The sequence below is a fragment of the Niabella insulisoli genome, from assembly GCF_039652435.2.
In the GTDB taxonomy this organism is placed as follows: Bacteria; Bacteroidota; Bacteroidia; order Chitinophagales; family Chitinophagaceae; genus Niabella; species Niabella insulamsoli.
Genome location: NZ_CP190246.1, coordinates 3,111,260 through 3,126,087, shown reverse-complemented (window position 1 = coordinate 3,126,087; position 14,828 = coordinate 3,111,260). Strand labels below are relative to the sequence as shown.

General features: G+C 45.8%; 17 protein-coding genes. 10 read left to right on the top strand and 7 right to left on the bottom strand.

The features are described 5' to 3' along the window. Positions 1–43: 43 nt before the first annotated feature. The gene (locus ABDK00_RS12960; protein WP_346236974.1) at positions 44–733 is read left to right on the top strand and encodes a porin family protein; all 690 of its coding nucleotides are present in this window, start codon (positions 44–46) and stop codon (positions 731–733) included. Between the two features lie 66 nt (positions 734–799). On the opposite strand, the gene ABDK00_RS12955 is transcribed toward ABDK00_RS12960, so the two are convergent. Continuing rightward, positions 800–1,405 carry a superoxide dismutase family protein gene (locus tag ABDK00_RS12955; protein ID WP_346236975.1) on the bottom strand — a complete coding sequence of 202 codons (606 nt, stop codon included), beginning with the start codon at positions 1,403–1,405 and terminating at the stop codon, positions 800–802. Between the two features lie 131 nt (positions 1,406–1,536). Between ABDK00_RS12955 and ABDK00_RS12950 the strand changes: the two genes are divergently transcribed. The 4 genes from ABDK00_RS12950 to ABDK00_RS12935 all read left to right on the top strand — a co-directional run bounded on the left by ABDK00_RS12950 (position 1,537) and on the right by ABDK00_RS12935 (position 4,486). Further along, positions 1,537–2,100, top strand: coding sequence for an NUDIX hydrolase (locus tag ABDK00_RS12950; RefSeq protein WP_346236976.1), 564 nt, complete (start codon positions 1,537–1,539; stop codon positions 2,098–2,100). Next, complete coding sequence (locus ABDK00_RS12945; protein ID WP_346236977.1) at positions 2,093–2,593, top strand: DUF4112 domain-containing protein; 501 nt, start codon at positions 2,093–2,095, stop codon at positions 2,591–2,593. The genes ABDK00_RS12950 and ABDK00_RS12945 overlap by 8 nt, the downstream gene beginning before the upstream one ends. 95 nt (positions 2,594–2,688) lie before the next feature. Next, positions 2,689–3,456 carry a 23S rRNA (guanosine(2251)-2'-O)-methyltransferase RlmB gene (gene rlmB, locus ABDK00_RS12940; protein WP_346236978.1) on the top strand — a complete coding sequence of 256 codons (768 nt, stop codon included), beginning with the start codon at positions 2,689–2,691 and terminating at the stop codon, positions 3,454–3,456. 34 nt (positions 3,457–3,490) lie between these two features. Beyond that, entirely contained in the window at positions 3,491–4,486 is a 996-nt protein-coding gene (locus tag ABDK00_RS12935; RefSeq protein WP_346236979.1) for a GSCFA domain-containing protein, read from the top strand. Here the strand turns inward: ABDK00_RS12935 and ABDK00_RS12930 are convergent. Further along, positions 4,483–5,526 carry an aldose epimerase family protein gene (locus tag ABDK00_RS12930; protein WP_346236980.1) on the bottom strand — a complete coding sequence of 348 codons (1,044 nt, stop codon included), beginning with the start codon at positions 5,524–5,526 and terminating at the stop codon, positions 4,483–4,485. The genes ABDK00_RS12935 and ABDK00_RS12930 overlap by 4 nt on opposite strands. Positions 5,527–5,558: 32 nt before the next feature. Between ABDK00_RS12930 and ABDK00_RS12925 the strand changes: the two genes are divergently transcribed. After that, positions 5,559–6,716 (top strand): galactokinase, encoded by a 1,158-nt coding sequence (locus ABDK00_RS12925; RefSeq protein WP_346236981.1) that lies wholly within the window; start codon positions 5,559–5,561, stop codon positions 6,714–6,716. A 26-nt stretch (positions 6,717–6,742) separates the two neighbouring features. Here ABDK00_RS12925 and ABDK00_RS12920 read toward each other — a convergent pair whose 3' ends face one another. Next, positions 6,743–7,252 carry a DUF6265 family protein gene (locus ABDK00_RS12920; protein ID WP_346236982.1) on the bottom strand — a complete coding sequence of 170 codons (510 nt, stop codon included), beginning with the start codon at positions 7,250–7,252 and terminating at the stop codon, positions 6,743–6,745. A gap of 79 nt (positions 7,253–7,331) precedes the next feature. Beyond that, positions 7,332–8,444, bottom strand: coding sequence for an FAD-dependent oxidoreductase (locus tag ABDK00_RS12915; protein WP_346236983.1), 1,113 nt, complete (start codon positions 8,442–8,444; stop codon positions 7,332–7,334). 82 nt (positions 8,445–8,526) lie between these two features. Between ABDK00_RS12915 and ABDK00_RS12910 the strand changes: the two genes are divergently transcribed. The 3 genes from ABDK00_RS12910 (at position 8,527) to ABDK00_RS12900 (ending at position 10,922) form a co-directional block, all read left to right on the top strand. Further along, complete coding sequence (locus ABDK00_RS12910; protein WP_346236984.1) at positions 8,527–8,934, top strand: EVE domain-containing protein; 408 nt, start codon at positions 8,527–8,529, stop codon at positions 8,932–8,934. A 359-nt stretch (positions 8,935–9,293) separates the two neighbouring features. Beyond that, positions 9,294–10,223, top strand: a complete 930-nt coding sequence (locus tag ABDK00_RS12905) for a DUF4349 domain-containing protein (protein WP_346236985.1) — start codon at positions 9,294–9,296, stop codon at positions 10,221–10,223. Between the two features lie 9 nt (positions 10,224–10,232). After that, positions 10,233–10,922: an NAD-dependent deacylase gene (locus ABDK00_RS12900; RefSeq protein ID WP_346236986.1), complete on the top strand. Its 690-nt coding sequence runs from the start codon at positions 10,233–10,235 to the stop codon at positions 10,920–10,922. Between the two features lie 7 nt (positions 10,923–10,929). Here the strand turns inward: ABDK00_RS12900 and ABDK00_RS12895 are convergent, their stop codons facing one another. The 3 genes from ABDK00_RS12895 to ABDK00_RS12885 all read right to left on the bottom strand — a co-directional run bounded on the left by ABDK00_RS12895 (position 10,930) and on the right by ABDK00_RS12885 (position 14,228). Then, positions 10,930–11,346 carry a hypothetical protein gene (locus ABDK00_RS12895; protein WP_346236987.1) on the bottom strand — a complete coding sequence of 139 codons (417 nt, stop codon included), beginning with the start codon at positions 11,344–11,346 and terminating at the stop codon, positions 10,930–10,932. Positions 11,347–11,474: 128 nt separating this feature from the next. After that, a complete protein-coding gene (pgi, locus tag ABDK00_RS12890) occupies positions 11,475–13,130 on the bottom strand; it encodes a glucose-6-phosphate isomerase (protein WP_346236988.1) in 1,656 nt (551 codons plus the stop codon). A 75-nt stretch (positions 13,131–13,205) separates the two neighbouring features. Next, positions 13,206–14,228 carry a GntG family PLP-dependent aldolase gene (locus ABDK00_RS12885; RefSeq protein WP_346236989.1) on the bottom strand — a complete coding sequence of 341 codons (1,023 nt, stop codon included), beginning with the start codon at positions 14,226–14,228 and terminating at the stop codon, positions 13,206–13,208. A 103-nt stretch (positions 14,229–14,331) separates the two neighbouring features. Between ABDK00_RS12885 and ABDK00_RS12880 the strand changes: the two genes are divergently transcribed. Then, positions 14,332–14,823 carry a YajQ family cyclic di-GMP-binding protein gene (locus ABDK00_RS12880; protein WP_346236990.1) on the top strand — a complete coding sequence of 164 codons (492 nt, stop codon included), beginning with the start codon at positions 14,332–14,334 and terminating at the stop codon, positions 14,821–14,823. The last annotated feature ends 5 nt before the right edge of the window (positions 14,824–14,828 follow it).

Here is a 14,828-nt window from a genome sequence, read left to right as displayed (position 1 = left end):
GATTTTTCAAGCCCTCTTTTTTTGAACTTAAAAAAATTAAAGGATGAAAAAAATTATCTTGTTTACGCTGATGGGTATTGTAGCGGCCTCTGGCCTTCACGCACAGCGGGAATACTATGGAAAAAAAGTAAGGTTTGGATTTAAAATAGATCCTGTATTTGCTAATTCCCTTAAGCCGGCGGAAAATGGAATTGACCGTACCGGAAGTGGTTTTGGCGTTAACTACGGCCTGATGGCAGACATTATGTTTAGCGATGGCCGCGGCGCTTTCGCTACCGGACTGGAAGTAGCGCATGCTTCGTCCGAATTGACTTACAGCACAAATAACCGCGGTTTGTATAGAGCGGAGGCGGCGGGCCAGGATCAGCGTTATGATTTAAAATTGCAGTATCTCCAAATTCCGCTCAGTGTGAAACTTAAAACCAATCAGCAAAACGGTTTCCGTTTCTGGGGCCAGTTTGGTACTTATATGGGCGCCTTGCTGAAGTCAAGGCTTGACTATGCTTACGGGTCGACATCCGGCGATAACGTAAATGCTATGAAAAATACGCACAACCTGAATATGGGCCTTTTGATTGGCGCTGGCGGCGAGTATAAGCTGGCAGAAAAAACAGATCTCTTTTTTGGCCTTGGTTTAGAAAACGGTTTCACCGATATTACCCGCAACAAAGATTGGGAAGATGGCAAAGTAGGCTTAAACCGATGGGCGATTCGCCTGGGTGTTTTCTTCTAAAAAGGCAACGATATAACAAAAAAAAGGGCGTCAAAATGATGCCCTTTTTTATTCATGTGTAGTTTATTATTGTTTTTCGATCACACCACAACCCGAGCGCGGGCCAGAGTTTCCGGTTGGCTGGGTGGTATAGTCGTCGGTTCCGCCATGAACAATAATGCCGCGGCCGATAATATTATTGGCTGCGCCGTCTGTAATGCTCCACCTGTCGGTGGTTACTGATTTTGTTGCGTGCCCGTTATTGTCTAACTGGATGTTGCCGATATCGCCCGAGTGGAAGGCGGCTGAACCCCATTCGCCATGGTTTTCCTTAGTCGGATTCCAGTGGCCATGAGTGTTGTTGCCTTTATCGCCACAATCACCATGCTCGTGGAAATGAACGGCTACATTGCTGTCGGCTTTAGCTTTATAATCGATTACTAAATCCATACGCATCTGAGTACTGTCTAATTGGTAAAATTTTGCGGTTCCAATCTGCTCTGACGGATCAGCAGTTGACATCAGGTTGGCGCTGGCGACCAGTGTGCCTGCGGCTTCTGCTGAAGTGTTTTCCATCACCACTGTGGCAGAGTCTCCTCCTGTTGCTTCATCGCTATTCGTCGAAGCTCCGCCGCAGGAAGCGAGAGATGCAAGTGCGATCATGCCGGCTACAAATAAATAAGAACGTTTCATAATGCTTTTTTAAATTTTAATTAATGAAGGTTTGCGAATTTAAAGTATATAAAAGTTTACTTTTACTTTTACAGCTATACTGCAATGTTAATCAATAGCTGATAGTTTTCACACAAACATCGAACCAATTTATGATCAATAACAATCCCTGGCAGATTGAGGGTGAGCAACATATCTATGAGAACCCCTGGATTAGCGTAACCGAATATGATGTTATAAATCCCGGAGGCGGCAAAGGCATTTATGGCAAAGTTCATTTTAAGAATATTGCTATTGGCGTGATCGCTTTAGACGAAGAAATGAACACCTATCTGGTGGGTCAACATCGGTTTGTTTTAAATGAGTTTAGCTGGGAAATACCCGAAGGAGGCTGCCCAGAAGGCGGAGAAAGCTTTTTGCAGGCTGCCAAAAGGGAACTTCAGGAAGAAGCCGGACTGGTTGCCGATGAATGGAGCCTGATTGTCAAAAGCCATTTGTCCAACTCGGTGAGCGATGAATATTGCCTGATTTTTTTGGCAAAAAAATTGCACCAGGCTACCGTATCCCGCGAAGAAACCGAGCAGGATATGCGATTAAAAAAAATACCTTTTTCAGAAGCTGTAGCCATGGTAAATGGTGGCGAGATCACTGATGCTATTTCCATTATGGCCATACAGAAAGTGCAGCTGATGGTCTTATTGAAAGAAATTGAATGAATCTTTTTTGAAAAACCGGCGAAAAATAGAAGCTCCTGTCAACAGCGATGCGCGCCTTCAAATGGTGCGGAAAGTGACACGGCTTATGGACGAGCAGTTCTCAGTGGGCGGCTTTAAATTCGGAATAGACCCGCTGCTAAACCTGCTCCCCGTTGCGGGCGACATTGGCGGATATATCATTTCCATCGCGTTGATCATTACTATGGTTAAACATGGCGCGTCGGGAAAACTGGCGGCAAAGATGCTTGTTAATGCTACGCTTGATGCCTTCATTGGCGCTATTCCTGTGCTGGGCTGGATCTTCGATTTTACCTACAAAGCGAATTCCCGGAATTTAAAACTACTTTCCGAGCATTACACCGAAGGTAAGCACCGGGGAAGCGCCCGGCCGGTGATTGCGGGCGTTTTGATCACGGTGGTGATCATACTCGCCATTTTGGTCTATCTCATTATTAAAATGCTGGATTGGGTAGGCGCCGCATTAGGCCTTTAAATTTCGAATAACCGTTCCATAATCGATGAACCATGCTCTCAAAGCTTTCCGGCCTTTCCCGGTTTTAAACCATCAACTTTCCGTTTCTTTGCCTTGTGAAAAATTTCAGATCGCCGCAAAGGCCGAAAAAGAGTTCGCTTATTATTGGCGCCGAACGAATTATTGAAGCATTACAATCAGGAAAAGCGCTCGACAGGGTTTATATAGACACACGGTATGTTGGCCAGGAAGCTTCCGAATTGAAGAGGCTGGCAGCGCAACACGGCGTGCCCGTAAACTACGTACCGCGACAAAAGCTGGATAGCTTTAATGTGGGCGAGCATGGCGGCTGCATTGCGCAGATTGCGCGGGTGCAGTATCAGCAATTACAGGATATTATTTCTTTTGTTGTTGAAAAGGGTGAAACACCTTTGTTTTTAATTTTAGATGGTATCACCGATATCCGCAATATTGGCGGCATAGCCAGAACCGCCTGGTGTTGCGGTGTTCATGCGATTATCATACCCGATAAAGGTGTGGGTGCGTTAAATGAAGATGCAATCCTCACTTCTGCCGGAGCTTTGGAAAAGATAGCCGTTTGCCGCGTGAACAGTTTAATGAAAGCCGTGGATGAGTTGCATCTCAATGGCGTATCTGTTTTTGCTTCAGAAATGACCGCCTCAAAAAATATCTCAGACTGCGATTTTTCTGTGCCTGCCGCCGTTGTGATGGGAAGTGAAGAAAAAGGCATTTATCCGGCTTTGCTCAAAATTTGTGATGAACGGATTCGTATCCCCATGAAGAATAATTTCGAAAGCCTGAATGTTTCGGTGGCCACCGGAATGATTTTATACGAAGTGATGAAGCAACGCGCAACCCTTTAAAAATTAAAAACTCATTTCCTGTACCGTGGAATTCATGTCATCGATCCATATGCCGCAATTGCCAAAGCCAATGGCTTACGGCGATAAAATATTGCTGATCGGCTCCTGCTTCACCGAGCATATCGGCAATGCCCTTGCAGAATACAAGTTTGAAGTGTTGCAAAATCCACATGGTATTTTGTTTGAGCCGGCCAGCGTGCGCCATAGCCTTATTGCGTATGTGGAAAATCGAAAATATACCGAAGCTGATTTATTTTATCTTAATGAACTTTGGAATTCCTGGCACCATCACTCGCGTTTTTCAGGCATGGAGAAAGGTGAAGTGTTGCACCATATAAACACATCGGTTTCGCAGGCGCACGACTTTTTAAAAGAAGCAGATTGGGTGGTTATTACACTGGGGTCCGCATTTTCTTATATCCTTTCTTCCGACATTCCTGAAAAAGAACGTCACGATATGCACGTGGCCAATTGCCACCGCGCGCCCGCACAATGGTTTTACAAAAAATTGCTCGGCATTGAAGAGATTATAGCCGCAATGGATAATACGTATCATCGGCTTCGCACTTTTAACCCAAAGATCAAGATCCTGTTTACGGTCAGCCCCGTCCGGCATTTACGCGATGGCGTTATCGATAACAACCGCAGCAAAGCAAGGCTTATCGAAGTGGTACATCACCTTGTTGATAAGTTTCCGGACGTGTATTATTTTCCGGCTTATGAATTAGTGATTGATGTGCTTCGCGATTATCGTTTTTATGATGTGGACTTCGCGCATCCCAATTATCAGGCTACGGAATTTGTATTGGAGAAATTTACGGAAAGCTGCATAGATCCTGCTTCACAGCAAATTATGAAACAGGTACGCCCCATTACTATTGCGCGAAAACATAAGGCTTTTCAGCCGAAAACAAACGCCCATCAACAGTTCCTTAAAACTCATTTTGAAAAAGCGAAGCAGCTTATGTCAAAATATGCTTTTCTCGACTTTCGCGAGGAAATGAAATATTTTCAGGATGAAATGAGTTAAATATCGGGCGTTATAAATTTGTACACTGTCTTAGTTTGATAAACCTCTCCCGGCCTTAAAATCGTATTGGGAAAACTTGTAATCCTGATTGCATTCGGATGTTTCTGCGTTTCAAAGCAGAATCCTGAAAACGCAGCGTATGGGGTTCCGTTTTTTCCTGTAATGGCGGGCGACCAGCGCGAATTATACAAATGTACCAGCGGCTCGGTCGTAAAAACCTGAAGCTTTATATCCTGGCCTTCCACCATAGCTTCGGCCGCCACCTGATTTAATCCTGTTTCATCCAGCGGAAAGCTAATGTCGATGCCTTCTTCAGGGTTTTCAATGTCGCCGGTTTTGCGAAAGTCTTTAAAATTATTCCTCGTTCCTTCCACAGCGATGGCCTTTCCTGTGGTGCAATAATTATCATCCTGCTCCAAATATTGGCTGGCGTTTACTTTCAATAAATGATTATGAATATTGCCTTCGCCATTGTTTAAATTAAAATAGCTGTGATGTGTCAAATTTACCGCGGTAGGTTGGTCGGTGGTAGCGTGATAGGCATAGCTCAGTTCGTTTTCGTCATTCAGTTTAAAACGAATCTGAACCGTCAGTTCGCCCGGAAAACCTTCTTCGCCGTCGGGGCTTATGTATTGCAAAATCAGCTCATCTGCGCGCCCGTCGATTCTTTCCCACACTTTTTTATCAAAACCTTCCACGCCACCGTGCAATTGAAAACCAGGATTGTGGCTGTTTAATGGATAAGTTTTATCATCAATTTGGATCGAAGCCTTATCAATGCGGTTGCCATAGCGGCCAATAGCGGCGCCATAATAAGGATAGTTTGCCAGGTAGGCTGCATTCCAGTATTGAGCGGGTTCTTCAAAGCCCAGCACAATATCGTTATAAGTGTTGTCGGATTTCTTTATTTTTATCGCCATAATGATGGCGCCGTAGTTGGTGATGTGAACAATGGTCCCGGGCTTGTTTTGTAATGTATAAACAAAAATTGCTTTGCCGTTCGGATGCGTGCCGCGTCGTTGCTCAGATATATTAATCATACATTTATTTTTGTTAAAAATATAAAATTGACATGACTATCGATAATTTGAAGATTGAATTTGAGAAGAAATTTAATAAAGCAGCTGAACATATTTTCTTTTGCCCCGGGCGGGTAAACCTGATCGGAGAACATATCGACTACAACGGAGGCATGGTAATGCCTTGTGCTATTACGATGGGCACTACGTTGCTGGTAGCCAAAAACGATGAAAATATTTTCAGGTTCCGCGCTGTTGACTTCCCCGAAACAACTGATGTGGCGCTACAAAGTGCTTATAGCAAAGCCGGCGACGAATGGTTTAACTACCCTGTTGGTGTCATCCATGAATGCTCAAAAGCGGGTATCGATCTCACGGGTCTCGATTTTCTTTTTTCAGGCAACTTACCGATAGGTTCGGGTTTGTCTTCTTCCGCGTCGATAGAAGTGTTGACGGCTCATGCCCTCAACGAAATGTTTAACGCAGGTATGAGCAGGGTGGAATTAGCGCTGCTGGGCAAACGTGTTGAGAACGACTTCATGGGGTTGAACAGCGGTATCATGGATCAGTTTGCGGTGGCAATGGGCAAAAGCTCCAATGCCGTGTTGCTCAATTGCGATACGCTGGATTATCAATATCTGCCATTTGAAATCGGCGATTATGTCCTCGCTATCATCAATACCAATAAACCGCGCAAACTGGTAGAGTCGAAGTATAATGAGCGTTTCAACGAATGTCGCACGGCCCTGAAGGCCCTGCAACAAAAGCTGAATATCACACATCTTTGCGAAATAAGCATGGAAGATTTCAATGCTAATAAACAGCTGATTAATAATCCTGTCGTTGAAAACCGGGCGCTCCATGTGGTAGCGGAGGATGAAAGGGTAAAGAAAGCAAAGGATGCATTGCTATCTGGCGATATTAAAACCTTTGGTGAGCTGATGTATGCTTCGCATGATTCTTTGCAAAACCTCTATGAAGTGTCAGGCGCTGAGCTTGACACGATTGTTGAATTTGCAAAAACTTTTGAAGGATGCATTGGCGCCAGAATGACCGGCGCTGGATTTGGCGGTTGCGCCATAGCCTTGGTAAAGCGTGAGCAATTTGATGATTTTAAAGAGCAAATAATACCGTTTTATGAAGAGCGGATCGGATATAAGCCAGGCGTCTTTTCTTCTGTTATAGCGGAAGGGGTGCGGACGATAGTGTAGGAAATAAAATCTCCATTTGCATATTATTATTTTAAAGCAGGCAGGCGTTTCAGCGGGAAGCCCTGCTTTTTTTCTGTCCCGTTCACTAGGCCCGATATTTCAGCAAAAATAGAATCTTGCGTTATTTTCCTGTAGCTGATCTTAGTAGGGTAATCATGCTTTTTATTTTCAAAAACAAGCATTGAGTCATCTTGACTTGTCAGCTGAAAAGACACAGGGGCCGGAGGCTTTTCGTTGCGTAGCGACACATTATAGAAAGCATCTTTTACTTTCTGAGAAAAGGTTACTGATTCGTAGAACACCGTGTCGCCGCGCACGACGGTAAAGCTTTCCCCTGCAAATACCGAATCGCTCAGCTTTGTCCAGTTTTCTGTAGTGACAGCTTCGTCGACGGTTTGCGTCCAGGAGCCCAATATCCACTGCGCTCTTTTTAAAATGGGCGCATACACATTTTTGCTTTCCGCAGTAGGCTGGGTGTTGCAGGAGACTGCCAACATCAGTAAAGTGGTGTTTCTAAATAAATAGATCCGTTTCATGCTTTGGTCTTTTTTGGTGTGAAAACGGTATTTAAAAGGTCTTTCCAACGAACCTAAAGCTTGAAGAAGTTGTTCACCTCTACACCATTGCCGCAAGTTGTTTGGCAACGGACGGAGCAAGGGCGAGGCCCATGCCGCTAAGGCGGACGCCGCAAAAAGTTCGATCACTGAGTTGTTTGACAATCGGCATTTTCTCGGAGCCCGTTGCCATGATACCCGCCCACCTGTGTGTAATTTTTGGTTGTTGCCCGGGCAACACCATTTTATATAAAAAATCTTCCAGCGCCTGTTGAATAGGCAGGGTGGTAATGTTATCCTGCGTGTATTCCGAAGCGATTGAGGTGTTTCGGGCGCCGCCGAGCAGTACACAGTTGTTCAGGTTCCGGAAATAATAATAACCTTCATCAAAATGAAAAACGCCGCTCCATTTCAAATCGGGCAGCGGCTCTGTCAGCAGTATCTGGCCGCGCGTAGGGACAATGGGTAAATCAGGCAATAAATTTTTCGTGAAGGCATTCGTGCAGAATATAACCTGTTGCGCTAAGAGCGCCTGTTTATGGGCGGTCTGAAGCGTTACACCCTGGCTATTTTCCTCAAAACTTTTAATCTCTGTCCCATACATCATTTGAATGTCGAGGGCCACGGTTTTTTTCAACATCGCGCTGAGCAGTTTTCCCGGGTGAAGCGCGCCTTCAAATTTGTTTTCCATCAAATGCGAAACGCCTTCAAAACCAAAGGAGGCGATCATCTCGTTCTTTAAGACAAAGGTTTCGGTTGAGCCGGTGATATCATACAAAAGGCTGTTAACCGCAGACAATTGGCTCAGGGGCTCATCGGTCGTGAGCAGTTCGAAGCCCCCGGAGTTCGTGTAATCGATGGTGATATCGTTGAAATACTGGCGTATTGTTTTCAAGCCTTCAAAGCGCCAAAGCAACAGTTGTGCTGTTTTTTCGGCGCCCAGGTTTTTTATGTCCGAAAGTATTTCAGTGAGGCTGCCGAAACAGGCGAAGCCGGCATTGCGCCCCGAAGCGCCCATCGCCGTTACGCCTCTTTCTACAACGGTGATCTTTTTGGACGGATATTTTTCTTTCAGGCAAATGGCGGTCCACAAGCCGGTAAAGCCGGCCCCAACGATCACGATGTCCTGGGGCGCATAAAACGATTCCAATTCCCAAATGCTCAATTGTTGCAAGAGACGATTTTTTATATTTGCGAAAATATAATCGAAAGTTAGATCATTTCACCGAACACAAAATCATAAATCTAAAATAAATATGGCGTACTGGCTTATAAAATCAGAACCTTTTAAATACAGTTGGGATCAATTGGTAAAAGACAAAAAAACGGTATGGGATGGAGTAAGAAATTATGCGGCGCGGTTAAACCTGCGTGCCATGAAAAAGGGCGATCTCGCGTTTTTCTACCATAGTAATGAAGGAACGGAAATCGTCGGCATTGCGAAAATCGTTAAAGAAGCCTACCAGGACCCTACAACAGCAGATGACCGGTGGGTAGCCGTGGATGTGGCCCCGGTTAAAAAATTGAAAAAGCCGGTAACGCTGGCCCAGATAAAAGCCGAGAAAAAACTGGCCGATATGGACCTGGTGCGGTTGGGGCGGCTGTCCACGCAGTCCGTTAAACCGGAAGAGTGGGAGTTGGTTTTGAAAATGTCTGAAGCTTAGCGATTAAAAAGTTTGCAGGTTTAGGGTTGATTAGAAAGCCTTTGGACGATGCTAATCAACCCTTTGTTTTATATATTAACAAAGTTTATGGATTACCATTTTGTGGATGCGGTATCAATAAGTGTCTGATGAAATGCAGCACAACCAAGCATGCAGTCAAACATCCGGCGTTTGCGGGAACGTTGCTGTCGCGATAGGACTTGCTTTTATTATAAATGAAATGAAGCATAAAAAAGTTTGCATTTGCAAAGCGTGATTGCTAGGCGGCTCTTTGCCCGTGAAGTCAGATGGGCACCTGCACAAAGAAAAAATGCTACCTGTTAACTGTCTTTCGATCCAAAAATCCTAAAAATATACAAATGAAAATCTACATTAGGAAAGGCTTGTTTTTTGCGATGATTGTTTTGCCCTGCCTTCTGCAAGCCTGCTCTTCCCTTCAAAACAAAGAAGTAGCTCCGCATGAAATATCAGCAAATGAAGTGATGCCGCAACAAGCTGAAAACCAGGCCCCAGCTGGTGATGCTGCGATAAATGCTGAGCCGGCACCGCAGTATAGCGGATCGGATATTGCCGGAGCACCCGTAGCCATTCGGGTTCCAGCAGCTGTTCATAAAGAAAAGCAGATCATAAAAAACGCTAACGTTTCGCTGGAAGTAAAAAAGCACGGGCCCTACACATCATTCATTCGGAATCTGGTAAAAAGGTATGGCGGCTATATATCAAAAGAATATAGCAGCACCAACGATTATAGGATACAAACTGTGATGGCCCTTAAAGTGCCGGTATTGCAATTTGAAACGCTGCTAAACGAGCTGGAAAGCAAAGATGCCAAACAACTGGAAAGGGAAATCACGTCAGAGGATGTAACCCGGGATGTCATTGATATGCAGGCACGCCTGGAAACCAGAAAAGCAACGCGCCAGAAATATATGGAGCTGCTAAAACAAAGTAGCAAAGTGGAAGATATATTAAAGGTGCAACAGCAGATTAACGATATACAGGAAGACATAGAGTCCGCAACAGCCCAATTGGCGCAGCTTTCGGGTGCCGCGCGATACAGTACGATCAACCTCACCTTTTTTGAACCCCTGGCAGGTTATAACGCAGAGACTGGAAGACAGGGTCTGGGTAGCCGGATTGTCAGAGCTTTCTCGGACGGCGGAAAGCTCTTTACAGATTTATGCATCGGCCTCCTGACTATTTGGCCGGTCTGGATAGGAGTGCTTGTATTTCTTTTTATCTTAAAAAGATTCCGCAGGAGCAGGGCAGTTGTAAAAAGGAATGTATAAGTTTACGGTATGAAGAAAAAACTGGCAGTGCTTACGGGCGCTGGCATCAGCGCTGAAAGCGGTATTAAAACTTTTCGGGATGGCGACGGCCTTTGGGAAGGTTACGATGTTACTGAGGTGGCGTCGCCCGAGGGATGGAAGCGAAATCCCGCGCTGGTGCTCGATTTCTATAATATGAGAAGAAAGCAGGCGCTGGACGCCGCGCCTAATGCCGGGCATATCGGGCTGGCTGCCTTAGAACAATTTTTTGACGTAACAATTATTACCCAGAACATTGATAACCTGCATGAACGTGCAGGCTCCTCAAAGGTGCTTCATCTGCACGGCGAAATATTTAAAATGCGTAGCGAAAAATCTTACGCGCCTTGTTATGATATTCAAACGGATATAAAATTGGGCGATAAAGCGCCGGATGGCGGCCAGTTGCGGCCCGCTATTGTGTGGTTTGGCGAAGCCGTTCCGATGATTGAGCCTGCGGCGCAATTGGTGATGGAGGCAGACATCTTTGTGGTGGTGGGTACTTCGCTTGTAGTGTATCCCGCGGCCGGCCTGGTAGATTTGGTGCCGCCTCACCATCCTAAGTTTGTGGTGGATAAAAAGATACCCTACCTGAGAAGTATGCCCCATCTCACGCTTATTGAAAAACCTGCGGGCGAAGGCGTGCAAATACTAGCGGAGCAATTAAAACCATATCATTGACCGCCGGTCACCTTCCATATTTTTCATGAGGCGGCGGAGCCGGATATAGCAATGGGGGCCGCTTTAAAGCGCTATCGCGGTGGCGGTAGTTAAACATTGGCTTTTTATTTTTTAAGTCGAATAGTCCGTTGGCACTTTTTTTTAAGGGTTTGTCACGCCAGGCATTGGGTATTTGGTTCGGTAAGTTTTTTGCCTTATGTGCGCCTGGAATGGGCGTTGCTGGCGGATAGGGAAGGATACAGGGCATATGATCCTGTTTTAATTTTGCCACATAGCCCAGAGATGAATGGTACATCTGACTGGTGTCCAGCAAATCTCCTAAGTTTCGCGGCGCAGGCTGCATTTCAAGCTTCAGTCGGGGCGCTTGGGCCCAACATAAGGTGCCGGCAATGATAAGCGAAACGCAAATCAGTAATGATTTCATATACCTCTGTTTTGAGGCATGATGCAAAAAAAAAGCTGATTACACAGAACTGTTGAAGTTTTTTGTAATCAGCTTAAGATTCTTATTCAACAAGAATATATTTAATTCCAGCTGCGCGATTGGGGCAACTATCCCTTTCTCATTTTTTTGAACAGGTTGATCAGCGAATTGGTGCTGCTGTCGTGGCTGGTAACAGCTGCATCGCTTTCCAGCTCAGGCAATATTTTGTTGGCTAATTGCTTGCCGAGCTCCACACCCCATTGGTCGAAGCTGAAGATGTTGAATAGAATGCCCTGTACAAAAATCTTGTGTTCATAGAAAGCAATCAATTGCCCCAGGGTGAACGGCGTTATTTTTTTAATAAGGAAAGAATTGGTAGGCCGATTACCTTCAAACACTTTGAAAGGCGCCAGCTTGTTGATGGCGGCTTTGTCCATTCCCTGATGCTTCAATTCGGCTTTCACCTCAGCGAGGTTCTTTCCGTTCATCAACGCTTCGGTTTGTGCAAAAAAATTGCTGAGCAGTTTGGCGTGATGGTCGCCGATTGGGTTATGCGTTTGCGCCGGCGCGATAAAGTCGCAGGGTATCAGTTCTGTTCCTTGGTGGATTAATTGGTAAAAAGCGTGCTGGCCGTTGGTGCCCGGTTCGCCCCAAATAATCGGCCCCGTTTGGTAGGTGACTTTTTTGCCGTTTCTGTCGATGCTTTTGCCATTGCTTTCCATATTGCCTTGCTGAAAATAAGCGGCGAAGCGGTGCAGGTATTGGTCGTAGGGCAGGATGGCTTCCGATTGCGCCCCCAAAAATGTCGTATTCCAAAGGCCTACGAGCGCCATAATCACCGGAATGTTTTTTTCAAACTTTTTGTTTTTAAAATGTTCATCCGCATCATGGGCGCCTTTGAGCAGCGCTTCAAAATTATCATAACCGATAGTAAGCGCAATCGATAAGCCGATAGCGCTCCACAGTGAATAGCGGCCACCTACCCAGTCCCAGAACTCAAACATATTGTTGGGGTCAATGCCGAATTTTTTTACCGCGTCGCCGTTGGTGCTCAATGCTACAAAGTGTTTGGCGACATGCTTTTCATCTTTGGCCTTTCTCAGGAACCAGTCGCGCGCGGTGTGCGCGTTGGTCATGGTTTCCTGCGTGGTAAAGGTTTTGGAAGCAATCAAAAACAGCGTTGTTTCAGGATTGATTTTTTTTAAGGTTTCGGCGATATGGGTGCCGTCCACATTTGATACGAAGTGTGCTTCGATGCCTTTAACAGTGTAAGGTTTCAGCGCTTCGGTCACCATCAGCGGCCCAAGGTCGCTGCCGCCGATGCCGATGTTTACAATGGATTTAATTTTCTTACCGGTGTAGCCGACATGCTTGCCCGCGTGAACCGCTTCGCAAAATGCGCGCATCTTTTTTTGTACGGCTTTTACTTCAGGCATCACGTCTTTGCCGCCACTTTTAACCGGCTTGCCGCTGAAATTGCGCAATGCCACATGCAGCACGGATCTGTTTTCGGTCTGGTTAATAGCTGCACCGCCAAACATAGCCCTGATGCCTTTGGTCACTTCTGTTTGCGCGGCCAGTTGCAACAGTTGTTGCAGCGTATAATCGCTGATCAGGTTTTTTGAAAAATCAAAATAAATATCGCCGTGCTGTAGGGAGAAGGTTGCGGCGCGTTGATGATCTTCGGAGAAAAGCCGGCGCATACTCCATCCTTTGGCTTCTTCGGCATGTTTTAATAACTGTTTCCAGGCTTTGGTTTTGGTTGGGTTGATTGTTGGCAACATATAAATTCAAATTAAAAGAGATGATAATAAGAGGCACTAAGATAAGCGCAAATTAGCGAAAGGCTAAAAGCCGTGTCATTTCAGGTTTTTGATACTATGAATAGTTCTGTCAACCATTTCATCTGTGATATCCAAATGTAGTACCAGCCTGACTTTCTGCGGAGCAATGGCATAGGCGAGGATACGATCCGCTTCAAGTTGCGCCACAAGTTCGTGGGCGCTCAGCCCCTGTGTTTCAAAAATAATAATATTCGTTTCAACCGGTAATACCTGCTTTACATACGTTGATCCCTGCAATGCCTCAGCAATCGCTTTTGCGCGGATATGGTCCTGCTGTAGCCTTTGGATATTATTTTGCAAGGCAAAAATTCCTGCGGCCGCCAGATAGCCGGCCTGCCGCATGCCGCCCCCAAAAACTTTTCGGATCCGCCGCGCTTTTTTTATAAAATCTGCCGGGCCCAGCAAAAGGCTGCCCACCGGGCATCCGAGGCTTTTAGACAGGCATATCGAAATGCTGTCAAACAGGTTGCCATATTGTTGTGGCGTTTGTTGTTTTGCTATCAGGGCATTAAACAACCTGGCGCCATCGAGGTGAAAGGCCAGGTGATTCGCTGTGCAAGTTTCTTTTATTGCTTCAAGCGCGGTAATGTCATAACAACTGCCGCCGCCCCGGTTGCTGGTATTCTCAATGCATACGAGGCTGGTGCTGGCGCGATGCACATCATCCGGCTGGATGGCTTCCTGCACCTGCTCGGCACTGATACGGCCGCGATCGCCGGGTAATAATTTTACCGAGCACCCTGAATTAAACGCAATGCCGCCGCCCTCATATTGATAAATATGCGCATCTGCATCGCAAATAACCTCATCTCCCGGTTGGGTGTGGCACTTGATCGCAATCTGGTTGGTCATCGTGCCGCTGGGGCAAAACAAAGCCGCCGCTTTGCCAAACATACCCGCCGCCAATTGCTCCAGTTCATTGACAGTGGGGTCTTCTCCAAAAACATCATCGCCCACGCGCGCCTGTTGCATCGCTTCTAGCATGGCCGCTGATGGCCGGGTGACGGTGTCCGAACGAAAATCAATATAGGTATCCATAATTATCTTGCTGCTTCAAATTTAGCGCTCTGCCTGCATTTTCACGCAGATTGTATACTATCTTTGAGCGTCGGTTTTATTTTTAAATTGAAAGCAAATATTTATGCCATCATTCGATTTTGTAAGTAAGGTAGATGCGCAGGCGCTCGATAACGCTGTGAACGTAGTTTCAAAAGAAATTGCCAACCGTTTTGATTTTAAAGGGTCGCACCTGGTGATAGATCTGGATAAGAAAAATTATCTGTTGAAGGTAGAAACGGAAGATGATATGAAGATGAAGCAGCTGATCGACGTGTTGGTGAACCGCGCTCACAAACAGGGCATCGCCCCCGAAGCGTTTGATCTGAGCAAAGAAGGCAGCATGATCGGGAAAGCCTGGAAAAAAGAAATTTCTGTAAGAAATGGCCTGAAACAGGAAGATGCAAAAAAGATAGTGAAGCAGATTAAAGATGCCGGATTGAAGGTGCAGGCTTCCATCAACGACGATCTTGTGCGCGTAACCGGCAAAAAAATAGACGATTTGCAGGCGGTAATCCAGGCCTCTAAAAGTTGGGATTTAGACATCCCGCTACAGATCGAAAACATGAGAAGCTGATAATT